The sequence below is a fragment of the Pseudomonas cremoris genome (assembly GCF_014230465.1).
In genome coordinates, this window is sequence record NZ_JAAXCY010000012.1 from 136594 (window position 1) to 153411 (window position 16818).

The 16818-nt window shown below is 62.0% G+C and carries 14 protein-coding genes and 2 riboswitches; of the genes, 5 read left to right on the forward strand and 9 right to left on the reverse strand.

Going from position 1 to position 16818, the window contains the following annotated elements; translation table 11 throughout:
• Nucleotides 1-8 precede the first annotated feature (8 nt).
• Genes HF257_RS26740 through HF257_RS26750 form a run of 3 tightly spaced genes read right to left on the reverse strand, consistent with a single transcriptional unit; the run spans nucleotide 9 to nucleotide 2736 of the window.
• Entirely contained in the window at nucleotides 9-878 is an 870-nt protein-coding gene (locus tag HF257_RS26740; protein ID WP_185709012.1) for a rhomboid family intramembrane serine protease, read from the reverse strand.
• Nucleotides 875-1849 carry a metallophosphoesterase gene (locus HF257_RS26745; RefSeq protein ID WP_185709122.1) on the reverse strand — a complete coding sequence of 325 codons (975 nt, stop codon included), beginning with the start codon at nucleotides 1847-1849 and terminating at the stop codon, nucleotides 875-877. Before HF257_RS26745 ends, HF257_RS26740 begins: the two co-directional genes overlap by 4 nt.
• On the reverse strand, nucleotides 1846-2736 hold the full coding sequence (locus HF257_RS26750; protein WP_010210870.1) for an NAD(+) kinase: 891 nt from the start codon (nucleotides 2734-2736) through the stop codon (nucleotides 1846-1848). The genes HF257_RS26745 and HF257_RS26750 overlap by 4 nt, the downstream gene beginning before the upstream one ends.
• 144 nt (nucleotides 2737-2880) lie before the next feature.
• On the opposite strand from HF257_RS26750, the gene HF257_RS26755 reads away from it, so the two are divergent.
• The gene (locus HF257_RS26755; RefSeq protein WP_185709011.1) at nucleotides 2881-3828 is read left to right on the forward strand and encodes a DUF1853 family protein; all 948 of its coding nucleotides are present in this window, start codon (nucleotides 2881-2883) and stop codon (nucleotides 3826-3828) included.
• Nucleotides 3829-3888: 60 nt separating this feature from the next.
• Here HF257_RS26755 and HF257_RS26760 read toward each other — a convergent pair whose 3' ends face one another.
• The 4 genes from HF257_RS26760 to cobW are packed head-to-tail and all read right to left on the reverse strand — an operon-like array spanning nucleotide 3889 to nucleotide 10369.
• Nucleotides 3889-4491 carry a vWA domain-containing protein gene (locus HF257_RS26760; protein WP_185709121.1) on the reverse strand — a complete coding sequence of 201 codons (603 nt, stop codon included), beginning with the start codon at nucleotides 4489-4491 and terminating at the stop codon, nucleotides 3889-3891.
• A 53-nt stretch (nucleotides 4492-4544) separates the two neighbouring features.
• Nucleotides 4545-5543: an ATP-binding protein gene (locus HF257_RS26765; protein ID WP_185709010.1), complete on the reverse strand. Its 999-nt coding sequence runs from the start codon at nucleotides 5541-5543 to the stop codon at nucleotides 4545-4547.
• Nucleotides 5543-9304, reverse strand: coding sequence for a cobaltochelatase subunit CobN (gene cobN / locus HF257_RS26770; protein ID WP_185709009.1), 3762 nt, complete (start codon nucleotides 9302-9304; stop codon nucleotides 5543-5545). Before cobN ends, HF257_RS26765 begins: the two co-directional genes overlap by 1 nt.
• A gap of 3 nt (nucleotides 9305-9307) precedes the next feature.
• The gene (gene cobW / locus HF257_RS26775; RefSeq protein WP_185709008.1) at nucleotides 9308-10369 is read right to left on the reverse strand and encodes a cobalamin biosynthesis protein CobW; all 1062 of its coding nucleotides are present in this window, start codon (nucleotides 10367-10369) and stop codon (nucleotides 9308-9310) included.
• A gap of 92 nt (nucleotides 10370-10461) precedes the next feature.
• Nucleotides 10462-10661, reverse strand: a riboswitch (cobalamin riboswitch).
• Nucleotides 10662-11139: 478 nt separating this feature from the next.
• A riboswitch (cobalamin riboswitch) is annotated at nucleotides 11140-11341 on the forward strand.
• A gap of 97 nt (nucleotides 11342-11438) precedes the next feature.
• Here cobW and HF257_RS26780 point away from each other — a divergent pair.
• The 4 genes from HF257_RS26780 (at nucleotide 11439) to cobM (ending at nucleotide 13548) form a co-directional block, all read left to right on the forward strand.
• Nucleotides 11439-11627 (forward strand): CbtB domain-containing protein, encoded by a 189-nt coding sequence (locus HF257_RS26780; RefSeq protein WP_185709007.1) that lies wholly within the window; start codon nucleotides 11439-11441, stop codon nucleotides 11625-11627.
• Between the two features lie 11 nt (nucleotides 11628-11638).
• The gene (locus HF257_RS26785) at nucleotides 11639-12343 is read left to right on the forward strand and encodes a CbtA family protein (RefSeq protein WP_185709006.1); all 705 of its coding nucleotides are present in this window, start codon (nucleotides 11639-11641) and stop codon (nucleotides 12341-12343) included.
• Nucleotides 12340-12732, forward strand: a complete 393-nt coding sequence (locus tag HF257_RS26790) for a cobalamin biosynthesis protein (protein ID WP_185709005.1) — start codon at nucleotides 12340-12342, stop codon at nucleotides 12730-12732. The genes HF257_RS26785 and HF257_RS26790 overlap by 4 nt, the downstream gene beginning before the upstream one ends.
• 69 nt (nucleotides 12733-12801) lie before the next feature.
• Entirely contained in the window at nucleotides 12802-13548 is a 747-nt protein-coding gene (cobM, locus tag HF257_RS26795; RefSeq protein ID WP_185709004.1) for a precorrin-4 C(11)-methyltransferase, read from the forward strand.
• Between the two features lie 147 nt (nucleotides 13549-13695).
• On the opposite strand, the gene nfuA is transcribed toward cobM, so the two are convergent.
• Together nfuA and HF257_RS26805 are read right to left on the reverse strand one after the other, a co-directional pair.
• Nucleotides 13696-14280, reverse strand: a complete 585-nt coding sequence (gene nfuA / locus HF257_RS26800) for a Fe-S biogenesis protein NfuA (RefSeq protein ID WP_017136914.1) — start codon at nucleotides 14278-14280, stop codon at nucleotides 13696-13698.
• A 94-nt stretch (nucleotides 14281-14374) separates the two neighbouring features.
• On the reverse strand, nucleotides 14375-16666 hold the full coding sequence (locus tag HF257_RS26805) for a fatty acid cis/trans isomerase (protein WP_185709003.1): 2292 nt from the start codon (nucleotides 16664-16666) through the stop codon (nucleotides 14375-14377).
• Nucleotides 16667-16818 lie beyond the last annotated feature (152 nt).

Below are 16818 nucleotides of genomic sequence, written 5' to 3' on the forward strand. Positions count from 1 at the left end.
CTTCCTTATCAAATAGAGGCTTTGCGGCGGCTGTACAGCCCGCCCAGCAAACCCGTCAGGCAACCGATAACCAAACCGCCGACATGGGCAGCGTTGGCGATTTCGCCGAAGCCGATCATCGAGACCAACCCCGACAGGCAGAGCAGCAGCCACACCAGCATCATCACCAGCACCCCACGGGGCAGGCGATAAGCCGGGTTAGGCGACAACAATTGAAAGATCCAGCAATGCCCGAGCAGGCCATACAACACGCCGGACAACCCGCCAAACAGGCCGGGGCCGCCATAAGCGTATTGAGCGTAGTTGGAGACCAGGCTGAACAACAGCGTCAGGCCGAGCAAGTTGATGCCGCCTTGGCGCGCCTCAATGCGGCGCCCCAGCTCCCAGTACCACATGCCGTTCATGGCCAGGTGCAGGATGCCGAAGTGGATCAGCATCGGTGTGATCAAGCGCCACCACTGCCCCGACGCCAGGCTGTCGGCCAGCGGGGTGAACTGGATGTACTCGCCGACGATGCGAAACTGCAGGAACGTCAGCCAGCTCATGGCTTGCAGGTTCTCACCGAGCAAGGTCACCGCACCGACGATGATGCTTGCCAGCAACACCAGCGCCGTCACTGGGCTGTGGCGCAGTTGCTGGACAAAACCCGGGCGCTTGACCGGGGCCTGCTCGGGAATGTCCAACTGCTTGTCCGGGTCACCGGCGGGAAAGCGCTGGTACAACACGCGCACGTCGTCGCTGATGGATTCTGGCACCCACAACACTTGCTCGCCCGCCTCTTCGCTGACGCGATGGGGCACTTGCATGCGTTGCAGCAGCTGGACAAAACCGCCCAGGTCGACGCTCAGGGGCAAGCGCAATACAGCCACGGCACTCATTTGATGACCTCGGGTCGCTCAACGTCGACCCATACAAATTTACTCGGGTCCAGGCGTGTTTCCTGGTCCAGGCGGTACGCCACCAGCTTGCCGTACAGCACGGCGCTGTAGTCCAGGCAGGCCAGGTTCGGGCGGATCGGCGCCGGTTTGCCGCTGCGCCAGTAATGACCGACAAACAGCAACGGCTCGTCGACGCCATAGCGCAGCAGGGAATTCTTTTGGCTGGACGACAACGGTGTGCGTGCCACCGGCTCCGGCAGCGCGTCGGGCTGGAACACGATATCGCCGTAGGTTTTAGGGTCGTCTTCCCAGAACTTGGTGCGAAAGAACGAACGCGTCAGGCCATCGCCACCGGTAAGCGTCAGGCCATCCGGCAGGCGCATATCGGTACCGCGTAGCAGACGGTCGAAAGCGTTGCAGGCAAAACTGCCCGGCACGGCGGCGGCCTGCAGGAAGTGCTGATCGATGCAGCCATCCGGGAACGTCGCGCGCAGCGGCTGGATAAAACCGTCATCCCAGCACGCATGCACCACGCGAAAACGCCCGGCGTCGACAAACAGCGGCATGTCGTAGAACCAGCCGAGGAAGTCGTGCCAGTCGGCCGGGTGGTGTTCGAACTGGGTCAGGGTTTCGTGAATCAACCGCTCATGCCGCGGGTTGTGCTCGCGCACGAACTGCTTGCCACTGCCCGGTGGCGCGGGTGTGGTCCAGCCCAGCGCATTGAATTCATGGTTGCCCATGATGCACAGCGCCTGCCCGGCTTCGGTCATGTCGTGGACAATATGCAGCGCCTCGCGAATACGCGGGCCACGGTCGATGATATCGCCGAGGAACACCGCCATTCGCGACGGATGACGCCAAACGCCGCCCTGCTTGTGGTAGCCCAACTGGTCGAGCAAGTGCTCGAGGGTATGGGCGCAACCGTGCACGTCACCAATCAGGTCGTAGCTACGCGCGGGATCGAGCATCAGTCGCCTCCACCCCCCAAGCGGCTGCCCCAGCCCAGCTTGGTGCGGCACACTTCGTAGTAGTTGTGGTCCAGCGGGTGGATCAACCGCAGCTTCTGCGCCTTCTTGCTCACGGTGATGGTGTCACCGGGGGCGCACGTGAAATGGTTCTGCCCATCGCAGGACACCTGCGGGTAGATCTGCATGTCTTTGGACACCACGATTTTCAGCTCACTGTTGCCGTCGACCACAATCGGCCTGCTGGACAACATATGGGGGTACATCGGCACGATCACAATGGCATCCAGCTTGGGATGCATGATCGGGCCACCCGCCGACAGCGCGTAGGCGGTGGAGCCGGTGGGCGTGGCGACGATGAGGCCGTCGGCCTTCTGGCTGCACACGAACTGGCCGTCGATATACAGCTCGAACTCGATCATCCGCGTGGACTTGCCGGGGTGCAGCACCACGTCATTGAGGGCGTCGCCCTGGCCGATGGCTTCACCGTGGCGGCGCACTTCGGCTTGCAGCAGGAAGCGGTTCTCCACCAGGTAATGGCCGTCGAGCACCTTGGCCACTTCGACTTCCAGGTCATCGGGGCGGATGTCGGTCAGGAAACCCAGGCTGCCACGGTTGATCCCCAGCACCGGCACGTTATGCCGCGCCAAGGCCCGGGCTGCGCCCAGCAGGCTGCCGTCGCCACCCACCACAATGACCATGTCGCAGACTTCGCCGAGCATCTTGCGCGATGAAGTTTGCAAACCGTGGCCCGGCAGGATTTCAGCGATGGTGTCTTCGAGGATCACATGCAGGTGGCGTTCCAGCAGGAATTTTTTCAGCCGGCGGACGGTGTCCAACACCTGGGTACTGCCCAGGCGACCGATAATGCCGATATTGCGAAATTGCTCCATGGGGCTCCTGCGGGATTTGGGGTGTGGCAAAAAGAAGGATTATGGGCGAAAGGCCGCCCCAGGCAAAATCCTTTGTCGCCGTGAAGCCTTGATGACAATGGTTCTCAGCGCCCTATGCAACCGGTAAACGGCTATGCTCGGACCATGACTGTGTTCCCGGATTTGCACAACCTGCCCCGCCAACTGCGCCACCCCGAGGTGCGCGACTTGGCGTGGGTGATGCTCGCCCCGCCGATGCTGGCGCAAACACCATGGCCGCAACGCCACCCGCTGGCCGGCAGCGACTGGGTGCAGGCGCCCCATCTGCTCGAACACTGGCTGCGCACGCTGGACCAAGACAGCAGCGCCCTGCTGCAGTGGCTGAGCCAGGCACGCACCCGACGCCTGGGCCTGTATTACGAGCGGTTGTGGCAATTTGCGGTACAGCATGCGCCAGGCGTGGAGCTATTGGCCGCCAACCTGCCGATCCGCCGCGCCGGGCATACCTTGGGTGAACTGGACATGCTGATCCGCGACCGCGACGGCGTGCATCATCTGGAATTGGCGATCAAATTGTATCTGGGCCCGCAGGACGGCAACGGCCAAGACCCGGCCCTGTGGCTCGGGCCTGGGTGCCATGACCGGCTGGACCGTAAGCTGGCGCATCTTGCCCAGCATCAACTGCCGATCTCTGCACGCCCGGAAAGCCGGGAAGCCTTGGCAGCGCTGGATATCCAACAGTTCGATGCGCATTTGTGGCTCGGCGGGTATTTGCTGTATCCGTGGCCTGGCTTGGCAGAATCCCCCCGAGGCGCGCACCCGCAGCACCTGCGAGGCCGTTGGCTGCATCAACGCGACTGGCCGGACTTTGCCAGCGCCAGCGCACCCGGCCGTTGGCAACCACTGCCCCGCCATGCCTGGTTGGCGCCTGCGCATTACCCGGCGGATGAAGTCTGGAGCGAGGAACGGATGCAAGGCTGGCTGTCGGAGCTGGACCCGATGGCGCCGGCGCAGTTGCTGGTGCGGATGGTTCAGAACGGCGCGGATTGGGAGGAAGCTGAGCGGTTGTTTTTGGTGGCGGATCTTTGGCCGAATGTGCCGGGGGCTGGCTGAGGTTTTATCAGTGCGCTTTAGGGCCTCTTCGCGAGCAAGTCGAATGCGGTGGGACAGGCACTACAACTGGTCGATATGCCGATAATCCAGCTGCAACCCAGCTGCCAATTCCTGTGCCCTCCCCAACCTGATCGGCCCCCGCTCCATATCCACCAACAAACCCGGACACTCCAGCACCGGCAATCCGGCGATGTCCTTGAGCCGCCCATCAGTAATTACCAGCAACCGCTGCTGCTCCGCCGGATAGCGCTTGCGCCGAGCCGCCAGCCAATCTGCGGCTTCTGTCAGCGCCGCCACCAACGGTGTACCGCCGCCGGCGCCAAGCTGATCCAGCCAACCAGCCAAGCCTTTTGCGGCTTTCAACCCTTGAACCTGCCACTTCGGCGCGTGCCCACTGGCCGTCAATAACGCCATGCGCGCGCGCTGGCGATAAGCATCGTCAAACAACTGCGCCAGCAAGCCCTTGGCATCTGTCAACGCACGGTGCCGTCGGGTGGACGCCGATGCATCGACAATCACCAGCCACAATTCATGGGCCGAGCGGCTGCGCAGGTGAAACAGCAAATCCGCTCGCGATTGCGGCCGACCACCGAGCAGCGTACCCGGCCAGTTGATCGCCCCCTGCTGTGCGCTGCGCGCCTTGCCCTGCCTGCCTCTGTCCAGCCGACCCGCCTTAGGCCGTGCATCCGCCCCCGCGTCAGGTCGAGGGCGAATGCCTAGGGCTTTTTTGGCCAGGTGGGGACTTCGCGGCGTGCGCCCGTGGGCAAAGCCGGCGCGGGCATGTCGCCCCATTGGCCTTGGCCGGGCGACGTATCGGAGGGCTTGGACGATTGCCCGTCACTCGGCGGGTTGGCCGGTGGCGATTGTTCCTGGCGCCGATGGCGCAAGGCAAACTCGGCCACGGCGTCGATGTCTTCCTCGGCGATCGCATCAGCGCCGCGCCAAGCGGCATGGGCCCTGGCGCCGCGCAGCCAGACCAGGTCCGCACGCAAGCCGTCGACACCGGCGGCAAAACAACGCTCGGTGATCTGGGCCAAGGCCTGGTCATCCAGTTCAATGTTGCCGAGTCGCGCACGCGCCTGGGTGCAACGCTCACGCAGCGCCGCTTGTTGCTCGGCCCAGTGTGCGCAAAACGCCGCCGGGTCGCTGTCGAAATCCAGTCGGCGCCGAATGATCTGCCCGCGTTCGGCTGGCAAGGTCTGCCCGCTCAGCGCCACATTAAAACCGAAGCGGTCGAGCAGTTGCGGGCGCAACTCGCCCTCCTCCGGGTTCATGGTACCGATCAGCACAAAGCGCGCCGAGTGGCGGTGGGAAATGCCGTCACGCTCGATCAGGTTGATGCCGCTGGCCGCCACATCCAGCAGCAGGTCGACCAAGTGATCCGCCAGCAAGTTGACTTCATCGACGTACAGCACGCCGCCATCCGCCTTGGCCAGCACGCCGGGAGAAAACTGCGCACGGCCTTCGCCTAGCGCGGCATCCAGGTCCAGGGTGCCCACCAGGCGTTCTTCGGTCGCGCCCAACGGCAAGGTGACAAACTGCCCGCTGGCCAACAGGTCCGCCAGCCCTCGCGCAAGGGTGGACTTGGCCATGCCGCGCGGGCCTTCGATCAGCACGCCGCCGATTTTCGGGTCGATGGCGGTCAGGCACAACGCCAGTTTCAACTTGTCGGCGCCGACCACGGCGGACAGCGGGAAATGGGGAGTATCAGTCATCAGCTGTCTTCTTCTATATCCAGCAACAGGTTTTCCAACGCTTCTTTATAAGCGCCAGGTTCCTGCCACATGCCGCGCTGCTGGGCTTCAAGCATGCGCTCGGTCATGTCGCGCAGGGCTGCCGGGTTGTGCTGTTGTACAAAGGCCCGGGTATCGGGGTCGAGCAAGTAGGCGTCGGCAAGCAACGCATATTGGTGATCGTCGATCAGCGCGGTGGTGGCGTCGAACGCGAACAGATTGTCCACCGTGGCAGCCATTTCAAACGCGCCTTTGTAGCCATGGCGTTTCACGCCTTCGATCCACTTGGGGTTGGCGGCGCGGGAACGAATCACCCGGCTCAGCTCTTCCTTCAAGGTGCGAATCTTCGGCAAGTCTGGCTGGCTGTGGTCGCCATGATAGCTGGCGGCCTTGTCACCGCTCAGGGTTTCCACGGCAGCAAGCATACCGCCCTGGAATTGGTAGTAATCGTTGGAGTCGAGCAGGTCATGCTCGCGGTTGTCCTGGTTCTGCAAAACCGCCTGCACCTGGCTCAGGCGTTGAGCGAATTGCTGGCGAGCGGCAGTGCCTTCGTCGGAGCCGCCGTAGGCATAGCCACCCCAGTTCAGGTAGACCTCGGCCAAGTCCTCGCGACTTTGCCACAAACGACCGTCAACCGCGCCCTGCACGCCCGCGCCATAAGCACCGGGTTTGGCGCCGAAGATGCGCCAACCCGCCTGCTTGGCGGCGGTTTCATCGTCCAGGCCGGACTCACGCAACGCCTCACGCTCGCTGCGCACCTTGGCCGCCAGCGGGTTCATGTCATCCGGCTCATCCAACGCGGCCACGGCCTGCACCGCCGCGTCAAACAGGCGAATCAGGTTGGCGAACGCATCGCGGAAGAACCCCGACACCCGCAACGTCACGTCGACACGCGGGCGGTCCAGCAGGCTGATCGGCAGAATCTCAAAGTCATCCACTCGCTGGCTGCCAGTAGCCCACACCGGGCGCACCCCCATCAGCGCCATGGCTTGGGCGATATCATCACCGCCGGTGCGCATGGTCGCGGTGCCCCACACCGACAAACCCAGCTGGCGCAGGTGGTCGCCGTGGTCTTGCAGGTGCCGCTCAAGGATCAGGTTGGCCGACTGGAAACCAATGCGCCAAGCCGTCGTCGTGGGCAGGTTGCGCACGTCGACGGTGAAGAAATTGCGGCCCGTAGGCAGCACATCTAGCCGTCCACGGCTAGGCGCACCGCTTGGCCCCGCCGGTACGAAACGACCGTTCAAGGCATCCAGCAACCCACGCATTTCTGCCGGGCCGCAAGCATCCAGGCGCGGCGCTACGACGATGCGCAGGCTTTCGATCACCGCCTTCACCTCTTCCCAGCCGGGCTCTTCCAGCTGTTCAAGTGGGCCTTCCAGCGCCTGCTCGATCAGCCGCGCCGCATACAACTCCAACCGCTCGCGGGTGTCGCCAGCGGTGCGCCACAACTGCGCATCGATCTTCTGCAGCACCATCGGACGGCGACCGGTCCACGGTTCAGCCAGGGCACAGTCCAGCGGGTCGAAGCCCAGCTCGAAAGCCTTGGCCAACACCCGCAGCAAGCTGGATTGTGGGCCACGGCCATCGCCACGGGGAATACGCAGCAAAGCCAGCAAGGTGTCGATGCGCAAGCGGCCTTCGGGCGACTCACCGAATATGTGCAGGCCGTCGCGGATCTGCGATTCCTTCAGGTCACACAGGTAGGTGTCCAGGCGCGGGAGCCAGATAGCGGCGTCGGCATCACTGTCCAGCTCCAGCTCTTGGTCGATACGGGTTTCGCGCACCAACTTGAGGATGTCTTTTTGCAGCTCAAGGGCGCGGCGTGGGTCGAGTAACTGCGCCTCGTAATACTCGTCAGCCAGAAGCTCAAGGTTGCGCAGCGGGCCGTAGGTTTCGGCGCGGGTCAACGGCGGCATCAGGTGATCGATGATCACCGCCTGGGTGCGCCGCTTGGCCTGGGCGCCCTCGCCCGGGTCGTTGACGATGAATGGGTAGATATTGGGCAGTGGACCCAACAGAGCATCGGGCCAGCAGTTTTCCGACAGACCCACGCCCTTGCCCGGCAGCCATTCGAGGTTGCCGTGTTTGCCCACGTGAATCACGCCGTGAGCGCCGTAGGTATGGCGCAACCAGAAGTAGAACGCGAGGTATCCGTGGGGCGGCACCAAGTCCGGGTCGTGGTAAACGGCGCTGGCGTCCACTTGATAACCGCGAGCGGGCTGGATACCAACGAAGGTCAGGCCCAGGCGCAGCCCGGCGATCATCATGCGCCCGTCGCGGAACATGGGGTCGTTATGCGGCGCGCCCCAGCGCTCCATCACAGCTTGGCGGTTGGCTTCGGGCAATCGGCTGAACATCGCCTCGTAGTCGGTGAGGCTCATGCTTTGGTGGCATGGCCGCAGGTCGAGGCTGTCCAGGTCGTTGGTAACGCCGCCCAGCAAATCGTGGATCAACGCAGTGCCGGTGCCGGGCAACTCGCTTGGCAGCGGATACCCTTGAGCTTGCAGCGCACGCAGGATATTCAACGCCGCCGCTGGCGTATCCAGGCCCACACCGTTGCCAATACGACCATCGCGGGTCGGGTAATTGGCGAGGATCAACGCGATGCGTTTGTCGGCATTCGGCACCCGGGCCAGTTCGACCCAATGCCGCGCCAACTCGGCGACAAAGTCCATGCGCTCGGGGGCGGCGCGATAACACACCACGTCCGACTGGCTGCGTTCACTGCGCCAGGCCAGGTCTTTGAAACTGATCGGACGGCTGATGATGCGCCCGTCCAACTCCGGCAACGCGATATGCATCGCCAGATCACGCGGGCCCAGGCCTTGCTCGCTGGCCTGCCAACCCGGCTCGTTGTCTTGGGCACAAATGGCTTGGATCACCGGGATATTGCGGCGAAACGGGCGCAAATGCGGCGCTTCGGGGCTGGATTGCGCAAACCCGGTGGTATTCAGAATCACCGCCGCGCTGACTTCATCCAGCAAGTCCTCGACCACCGTCAGGCAGCCAGGCTCCTTCAAACTGGCCACCGCCATCGGCAACGGGTTAAGGCCCGCCGCCTGCAAGCGCTGGCAGAACACATCGATAAAACTGGTATTCGCGGCCTGCAAATGGGAGCGGTAAAACAGCACCGCTGCCACCGGCCATTCGGCGTTCCAATCCGCCTGCCAGTCGTTCAAGCGCGGATTGGCTTTGTGCGGATGATAAATCGCGGTGCGCGGCAGGGTTTGCGGCTCGGCCCAGGCGTAGTCGCGGCCCAGGTAAGCACTGGCCAGGCAGCGATAGAAATCCAGCGCGTTGCCCAGGCCGCCTTGGCGCAGGAAGTGCCAAAGACGGTCGCGGCTTTCGGCGTTTACCGTGCTAAGTCCGCTGAGCTCAGGGTCTGGGCGATCATCGCCCGGCACCAGGATCAACGTGACGCCGCGCTCGGCCAACTCCACCAGGCGCTCGATGCCGTAGCGCCAATAGCCAATACCGCCATGCAGCGAGATCAGGATGACCTTGGCATGGCGTAGTACCTCATCCACATAGAGGTCGACCGAGGCATGGTTCTGCACCTGCATCGGGTTGGCCAGTCGCAGGCTTGGGTAGTCGTCGGGCAACTGCTGAGCCGCCTCGGCCAAAAGCGCCAGGCTGGAATCGCCGCTGCACAGGATCACCAGTTCAGCGGGGGTTTGTCCAAGGTCGGCAATATTGTCGTCCGAGACGAAACCACCGGGCTGGGTCCTGAGCAGGTGCATGGGTTAAACGCTGAGGGCGGCGCGCAGTTGCGCTTCGAGGCCCGCCGCATCAAGGTCCTGGCCGATCAGTACCAGACGCGTGACGCGGGCTTCATCAGCCCCCCAGGCGCGGTCGAAGTGCTTGTCAAAACGCGTGCCCACGCCCTGGATCAGCAGGCGCATCGGCTTGTTCGGGATCGCGGCAAAACCTTTGACGCGCAGGATGCCGTGCTGGACAACCAGTTGCGTCAGTGCGTCGAGCAGCAGCGCTTCGTCGGCTTGGGGCAGATCGATGGAGATCGAATCGAAGGCATCGTGATCGTGATCGTCCTCACCTTCGTGATGATGATCGTGATGGCTGTGGCGACCGTCGATGTGCTCTTCGGAGCCGGCACCCAGGCCGATCAGTACGTCCAACGGCAGGCGACCGCTGCTGGCTTCGATGATTTTTACGGCTGGCGGCAGTTCTTCGGCGACTTCCAGGCGTACGCGGGCCAGGTCTTCGGGGCTGATCAGGTCGGTTTTGTTGAGGATCACCAGGTCGGCGCTGGCCAGTTGGTCGGCGAACAGCTCATGCAATGGCGATTCGTGATCCAGGTTCGGGTCGAGTTTGCGCTGGGCGTCGACTTGGTCCGGGAACGCGGCGAAGGTGCCAGCAGCTACGGCCGGGCTGTCGACCACGGTAATCACCGCGTCCACGGTGCAGGCGCTGCGAATTTCCGGCCACTGGAAGGCTTGTACCAACGGTTTTGGCAGGGCCAGGCCCGAGGTTTCGATGAGAATGTGGTCGAGGTCACCGCGACGGGCGACCAACTCACGCATCACCGGAAAAAATTCTTCCTGCACGGTGCAGCACAGGCAACCGTTGGCCAGCTCGTAGACGCGACCGTTGGCTTCTTCCTCGGTGCAACCGATGGAGCACTGCTTGAGGATTTCACCGTCGATGCCCAGTTCGCCGAATTCATTGACGATCACCGCAATGCGACGGCCCTGGGCGTTGTCGAGCATATGGCGCAGCAAGGTGGTTTTGCCCGAACCGAGAAAGCCGGTAACGATGGTGACGGGGAGTTTGGCCAGTGTTTTCATCGGATGCCCTTTGGGGCGGGCATACGGGACGATAGGCCCTGCGACAGTGCGCAGCAGCGGATTTCGTCACCGGATCACCCCGCCCGGTTGAATTGAAAATCGGTTGCGAGGCAGGTCTCCTGGCTTGGGGCGTGCGGGTCTTGCGACCGGCGCTGGCTGCGCCTTCCCGCCTTGTCGGCAGTGGCGTGGCAGTCAGCTGAACCCTTTACAGTTGCGGGGGCAGCCGCGGCTTGGACCGCGTTCCCTTCTTAGCTTCGGCTGGGGCCGAAGAACCTCGAGGGTGCAAGGCTACGCAGTGCTTGGGGGATGGTCAATGATGGGGTTTGGTTGGTGTGTATATCCGTTATTTGGATGATGGCTGATATTGGTTCCGCCCTTACGGCGGCTCACTTTGGAAAAGCCGGAATGCCGGCCCAGCCCAAAGTAAGCAAAGGGCTCTTGCCCCAACACTCGGTGTCTCGCCTAGGCTCGGCATGCCCGTAATCCGATATGGATTTGGGGAGGGGGCGCCTAAGATCAAGATCAAAAGCCAAGCGCGGCGGCCTAGTAGCCGACCGGTTTTTAAGTGGTGCTCGGTTAAAACTGTGGGAGCGGGCTTGCTCGCTCCCACATTTTGATCTCCATTCATCAGGTACATGGTGATCTGCTCTGGCTTTTGATCTTAGGCGCCCCGTCAAACACGCTGGCCGTTACCGAAGAAACGGATATGTACACCATCACCACCATCAAAAACCACATCCCAATTGACTCCCCATCACCCCCCATGCTCTCCTACACATCTTGTTTCGGGTGCCCTGCAAAGGGTGAAACGGGAAACCGGTGAGCCATACACCTATGGCAAGTCCGGTGCTGCCCCCGCAACGGTAAGCGAGCGAAACGTCATATCCACTGTGCCCCGGGCATGGGAAGGCGACGTTTTCAGGCATTGAGCCCCTCGCAAGCCCGGAGACCGGCCCGAAAAAATCAGATAACAAACCCGCGGTGGGCGGGCGCTGTTCAAAACCCTGCGTGCCTGGCTCGCGGGGTTTTCATGCGCTCGTGTCACCCCGAAACCCAGAAGGGACGCGCCATGTCGATCATCAGCAGCACCTCGCACGCCAACAGCAGCACCTCGACCCTGAGCCAACGCCTGACCGCCGCCATCGGTGCGTCGATCCTCGGCGCGTGCCTGGTGTATTTCGCCGGGTTCTCGCACATCGAGGCGGTGCACAACGCTGCCCACGATACCCGCCACAGCGCCGCGTTCCCGTGCCACTGAGACCTGTCGACATGATCAAGCGTATTGCTCAAACCGCAGGTTTTACCGGCCTTGCGGCCGCCCTGCTGCTGACCCTGCTGCAAAGTTTCTGGGTGGCCCCGCTGATTTTGCAGGCGGAAACCTTTGAACATGCCCCGACTGCCACCGAAGTGGCCCATGAACATGCCGCTGGCGCCGCAGCCCACACCCACGACGCCGAAGCCTGGGAGCCGGAAGACGGCTGGCAGCGCGTGCTGTCCACCACCGGCGGCAACCTGGTGGTTGCCGTGGGGTTTGCCTTGATGCTGGCCGGCCTCTACACCCTGCGCGCGCCAACCCGTACCGCCCAAGGCTTGCTGTGGGGCCTGGCCGGTTACGCGACGTTCGTGCTAGCGCCGACCATGGGCCTGCCACCTGAGTTGCCGGGCACTGCCGCGGCTGACCTGGCACAACGGCAAATCTGGTGGATCGGCACCGCTGCGTCCACTGCCGCCGGCATCGCCTTGGTGGTGTTCGGTCGCAACTGGCTGCTCAAGGCGCTGGGCCTGGCAATTCTGGTGGTGCCGCACGTGATCGGCGCGCCGCAGCCGGAGGTGCATTCGATGCTGGCCCCGGAAGCCTTGGAAGCGCAGTTCAAGATCGCTTCGCAGTTGACCAACGTGGTGTTCTGGCTGGCCCTGGGCCTGATCAGCGCCTGGTTGTTCCGCCGCAATCGTGATGATCAATACTCGGCATGACGCGAGTGGTCGGCCTGGGCTGCCAACGGGGTTGTGATGTTCATACCCTGCTGGAGCTGTTTGATGCAGCCCTCGCCGAGGGCGGCATTGAGCGCGACAGCATTACTGCGCTGGCCAGTATCGATTTAAAAAAAGACGAGCCGGGAATACTGGCATTGGCCAATGCGCTAAATCTGCCGTTGCACTGTCTCAGCGCTGAGCAATTAGCAGCCTTTGCAGACCGCTTGAGCCACAAATCCGATGTGGCCTTTGCCCATACCGGCTGCTACGGCGTCGCCGAAAGTGCAGCCCTGGCCCTCGCCGAACACCTCGCCGGCAGCCCTTCTCGCCTGCTGATTACACGTAAAAAGAGCCTCCAAGCCACCTTTGCATTGGCTTGCGCGGGATAAATTCTCGATAATTGCCGCCCCCGATCATGAGCAATCTTCATGCTCGCCCGTTTTTCAACAGGAATTCCCATGACCGTCTACTTCATCGGCGCAGGCCCCGGCGACCCGGAATTGATCACCGTCAAAGGCCAGCGGCTGATCCGCAGTTGCCCGGTGATCATCTATGCGGGCTCGTTGGTGCCGGCGGCGGTATTGGAAGGTCATCAGGCAGAAACACTGGTCAATAGCGCCGAACTGCACCTGGAACAGATCATCGACCTGATCAAGTTGGCGCACGCCAAGGGTCAGGATGTGGCGCGAGTGCATTCGGGGGATCCTAGCCTGTATGGAGCGATTGGCGAGCAGATCCGTCATTTGCGCGAGCTGGGCATCCCCTTCCAGATCATTCCCGGCGTTACCGCTGTAGCAGCTTGTGCGGCGCTGCTGGAAACCGAACTGACCCTGCCCGACATCGCCCAGAGCGTGATCCTGACCCGCTATGCAGACAAAACCAGCATGCCGGCCGGTGAAGATTTCGGCAGCCTGGCGCAGCATGGCACGACCATGGCGATTCACTTGGGGGTCAACCACCTGGAGAAAATAGTTGCTGAACTACTGCCACATTACGGCGCGGATTGCCCGATTGCCGTGGTGCACCGCGCCACGTGGCCGGATCAGGACTGGGTGGTGGGCACGCTTACTGATATTGCCGACAAGGTCGCCGCCAAGGGGTTTCGGCGCACGGCGCTGATCGTGGTGGGCCGGGTGCTGGACAGTGACAGTTTTAGTGAATCGTCGCTGTATCGCGCTGGCCATGCGCACCTCTACCGGCCCTGAATAGTAAACGCGGTCAAAACTGTGGGAGCAAGCCCGCCCTCACAGTTGATGTACTTTGTTAGATAGATAAAACAAGCCACTGAATTTAAAGCATAAAAAAACGGCGCTCACGGGGCGCCGTTTTTTTGTTCGCAGCGAACGCCTTACTCAGTAGTAGGCATTTTCTTTCTGCGTGTGGTCAGTCACGTCACGTACGCCCTTGAGCTCCGGGATACGCTCGAGCAAGGTGCGCTCGATGCCTTCACGCAGGGTCACGTCGGCCTGGCCGCAGCCCTGGCAACCGCCGCCGAACTTGAGTACGGCGATACCGTCTTCCACCACATCGATCAGGCTGACCTGACCGCCGTGGCTAGCCAGCCCCGGGTTGATCTCGGTTTGCAGGTAGTAGTTGATGCGCTCGTTCACCGGGCTATCGGCGTTGACGTTCGGCACCTTGGCGTTCGGCGCCTTGATGGTCAACTGGCCGCCCATACGGTCAGTGGCATAGTCAACCACGGCGTCGTCAAGGAAGGCTTCGCTGAAGTTGTCGATGTAGGCGGTGAAGCTTTTCAGCCCCAGGGCGGTGTCTTCAGGTTTCTCTTCCCCAGGCTTGCAGTAGGCAATGCAAGTCTCGGCGTATTGGGTGCCGGGCTGGGTGATAAAGACGCGGATGCCGATACCCGGGGTGTTCTGCTTGGACAGCAGATCAGCCAGGTAATCGTGGGCGGCGTCGGTAATGGTTATGGCAGTCATGGAAACTCCTCACAGGCTTGCCGGCAGTTTACGCCAAAATATTACGCAGGTACAAAGTCCTAGTAATTTTGTCGGAAAAGACTAATCCGCCCTGTCAGAGGTTTTCATAGCGATTCATATCCAAAACCCCTTCTTCCACCGGCGAGGTTTCACGGATGTACTGCGATAAATCGTGGAAGTACTGCCAGAACAGCGGGTGGCTGCGGCGCACACCCCAGCGGTCGACTATCTTTTCAAAGCGGTTGGCGTCCTTGGCCCGCTCCATCTGAGCCACAAACTCCGGCACTTCCTGGGCAGGAATGTTGAACATGAAGTTCGGGTAGCTGCTGAGTACGCCGGGGTAAATGGTCACGGTGTCCAGGCCAGGCTGATAGCGATAGGCCTCACCGAGCAGGAATGCCACGTTACTGTGGGCACGGTTGCGCAACATGCTGTAGACCACGCGTTTGCCGCTGGTGGTTTCGATGCGCAGCAGGGTCGCTTCGGGCAATTGGTCAATGACCTTGAGCCCCGCCGCAGGGCGTGAAGTCAGGCGGCTCAGGGCCTGCTCGGCATCCTGCAACGCCGGATCGATGCCATCGCGTGAACAATAGGCGCCGCTGCAACGGTTGATCGGGTCCGGGCTGGCATTCAGGTCACCATAACGGGTGAGCAGTTGGTTGGCGAAATCACGCTTAGGGTCTTTTTCGTTCAGGTGCAGCCCCGTGGGCTTGTCATCGTCGATGGCCTCGTAATCCAGCCATAGCTTGAGTTTGCCGCTGTTCTGGTACCAGTCATCAAGGAAATCATCACGAGAATCTGCCGGCATCAGGCGCAGGAAGTTCTGCTCGGCGCCATTGCGGATCAGGTCGAAATACAGCCGGGTCTGGGCCTGGTGCGACACGTTGCCGAACACGTCAAAGTTCACCGCCAACTGATAATAGGTGCGCTCCAGCAACGGGTAGTCGAACAGCCACATCGTCTGCGGCACTTCACCGATCAGGCCTTTGGTCACAGAGGCGCTGTCGAAGTGGCGGAAGATAGTGAGCAAGGCGTTGTCGTTGCCGGCCCACAGGCTCGACCAACTCGGCGGTGGCACCTCTGCATAGCTGTCACGGCGCAGGGCCTCGTATTCATTGCGCTTGTCACGGTAGGCCAGCCACAGGCTCAGCACACTGCCGACATCATCGTTCTGCCCCGGCATCGCCAGCAGCGGCGTGGCCTGGCCGCGATAGCGCGCATCGGTGATGTAGAGGTCGTGATCCGGGTCTTGGAACAGGGTCCAGAAGTTGTCGCGGATCACGTCCGTGGCGATCTGCCCACGGCACACCGGCCCACGAATGAAGGTGCGCACGAAGTACTCGGCATTATCCAGCATGAACTGGTAGCGCGCCTTGGCCGGGATGGCTTCGAAAGTGTCGAACGGGTTGGCGCGGCGGCCCGGGCCGTAGCCCGGCAAGGCGTTGACCTGCCAATTACCGCTGTAGAACAGTTCTTTGATGCGGGCCATTTTCTCGGCACTGAACGGGTACGTGATGTGGGTCTTGTGCACGATCACGCCCTGCACGGGCCATAGGCGGTAGTAGACCTGGGTACCTGGGTCATCATTGGGACGACGTGTGGCGATCAGGTCTATCGGCTGGCCGCTCGGCGTGCGCGAGCGCACCCACTGGAAGAAATGCCCTGGCTCGCCGTTCTCGAAATAGATATGAGCGAGGAACAAGTGCTCGAACAACCAGCGTGCCACCAGGCTTTCCCGGGCACCGGGCTGGTTGAACAGATTTTCCCACTGCTGCACTTGCAGCGCTTCCTTGGCGCTCGGCGCCAGGCCTTGCTCATCAATCGGCGCACCGGACGCGAGCCAGCGTTGCAGCGTCTGGTATTGCTGGTCAGTCAGGCCGGTAACGGCCAGTGGCATGCCTTCCTTGGGATGGGCACCCGCGTAGGCATTGAATTCGCCGGGCATGGCGCACATGTTTTCGCGGTTGAGGCCCAGTACGATCTCTTCGGGCAGTTTGGCATTGGGTGCCAGCGGGGCGTTGTGCCCCAGCTCCAGCATCCGCGCCATCAGTGCAGCCTGGCTGCCTTGGGCGTCCAGCACAGAGTAAAAGCCTTTTTGCTGCCAGGCCTGCTTGCCGAAGGCGTCGTAGAACAAGCGTGTTGTCGGCGTGGCCTTGCTGCGCTCGCCATCGTAGACCGGCATTTTGCTTGCACCCCGGGCCGCGCCTTCGGCACTGCCCAGGTTGAGCTGGCAGGCGGAGTCGTAGCAGGCATGGCAGGCCACGCATTTCTCGGTGAAGATGGGCTGGATGTCACGGGTATAAGAAATCGCAGGGGCGGACTCTTGTGCCTGTGCGGTGCTGGCGATCAAGGCCAGGACGGCGCTGATGATGAGGCGAAGTGACATGTATCCGGTCCCGATTCAATGCGTGCGCTGAAAAATTTGCCGGTGATTCTACCGGGCCACACCCTTGAACAACATGAACGATATTCATGCAAAACCTGCACATGCTCTAAATCGGCACAGGTTTGCTATGATTCACGCCCTCCGAAATGCCT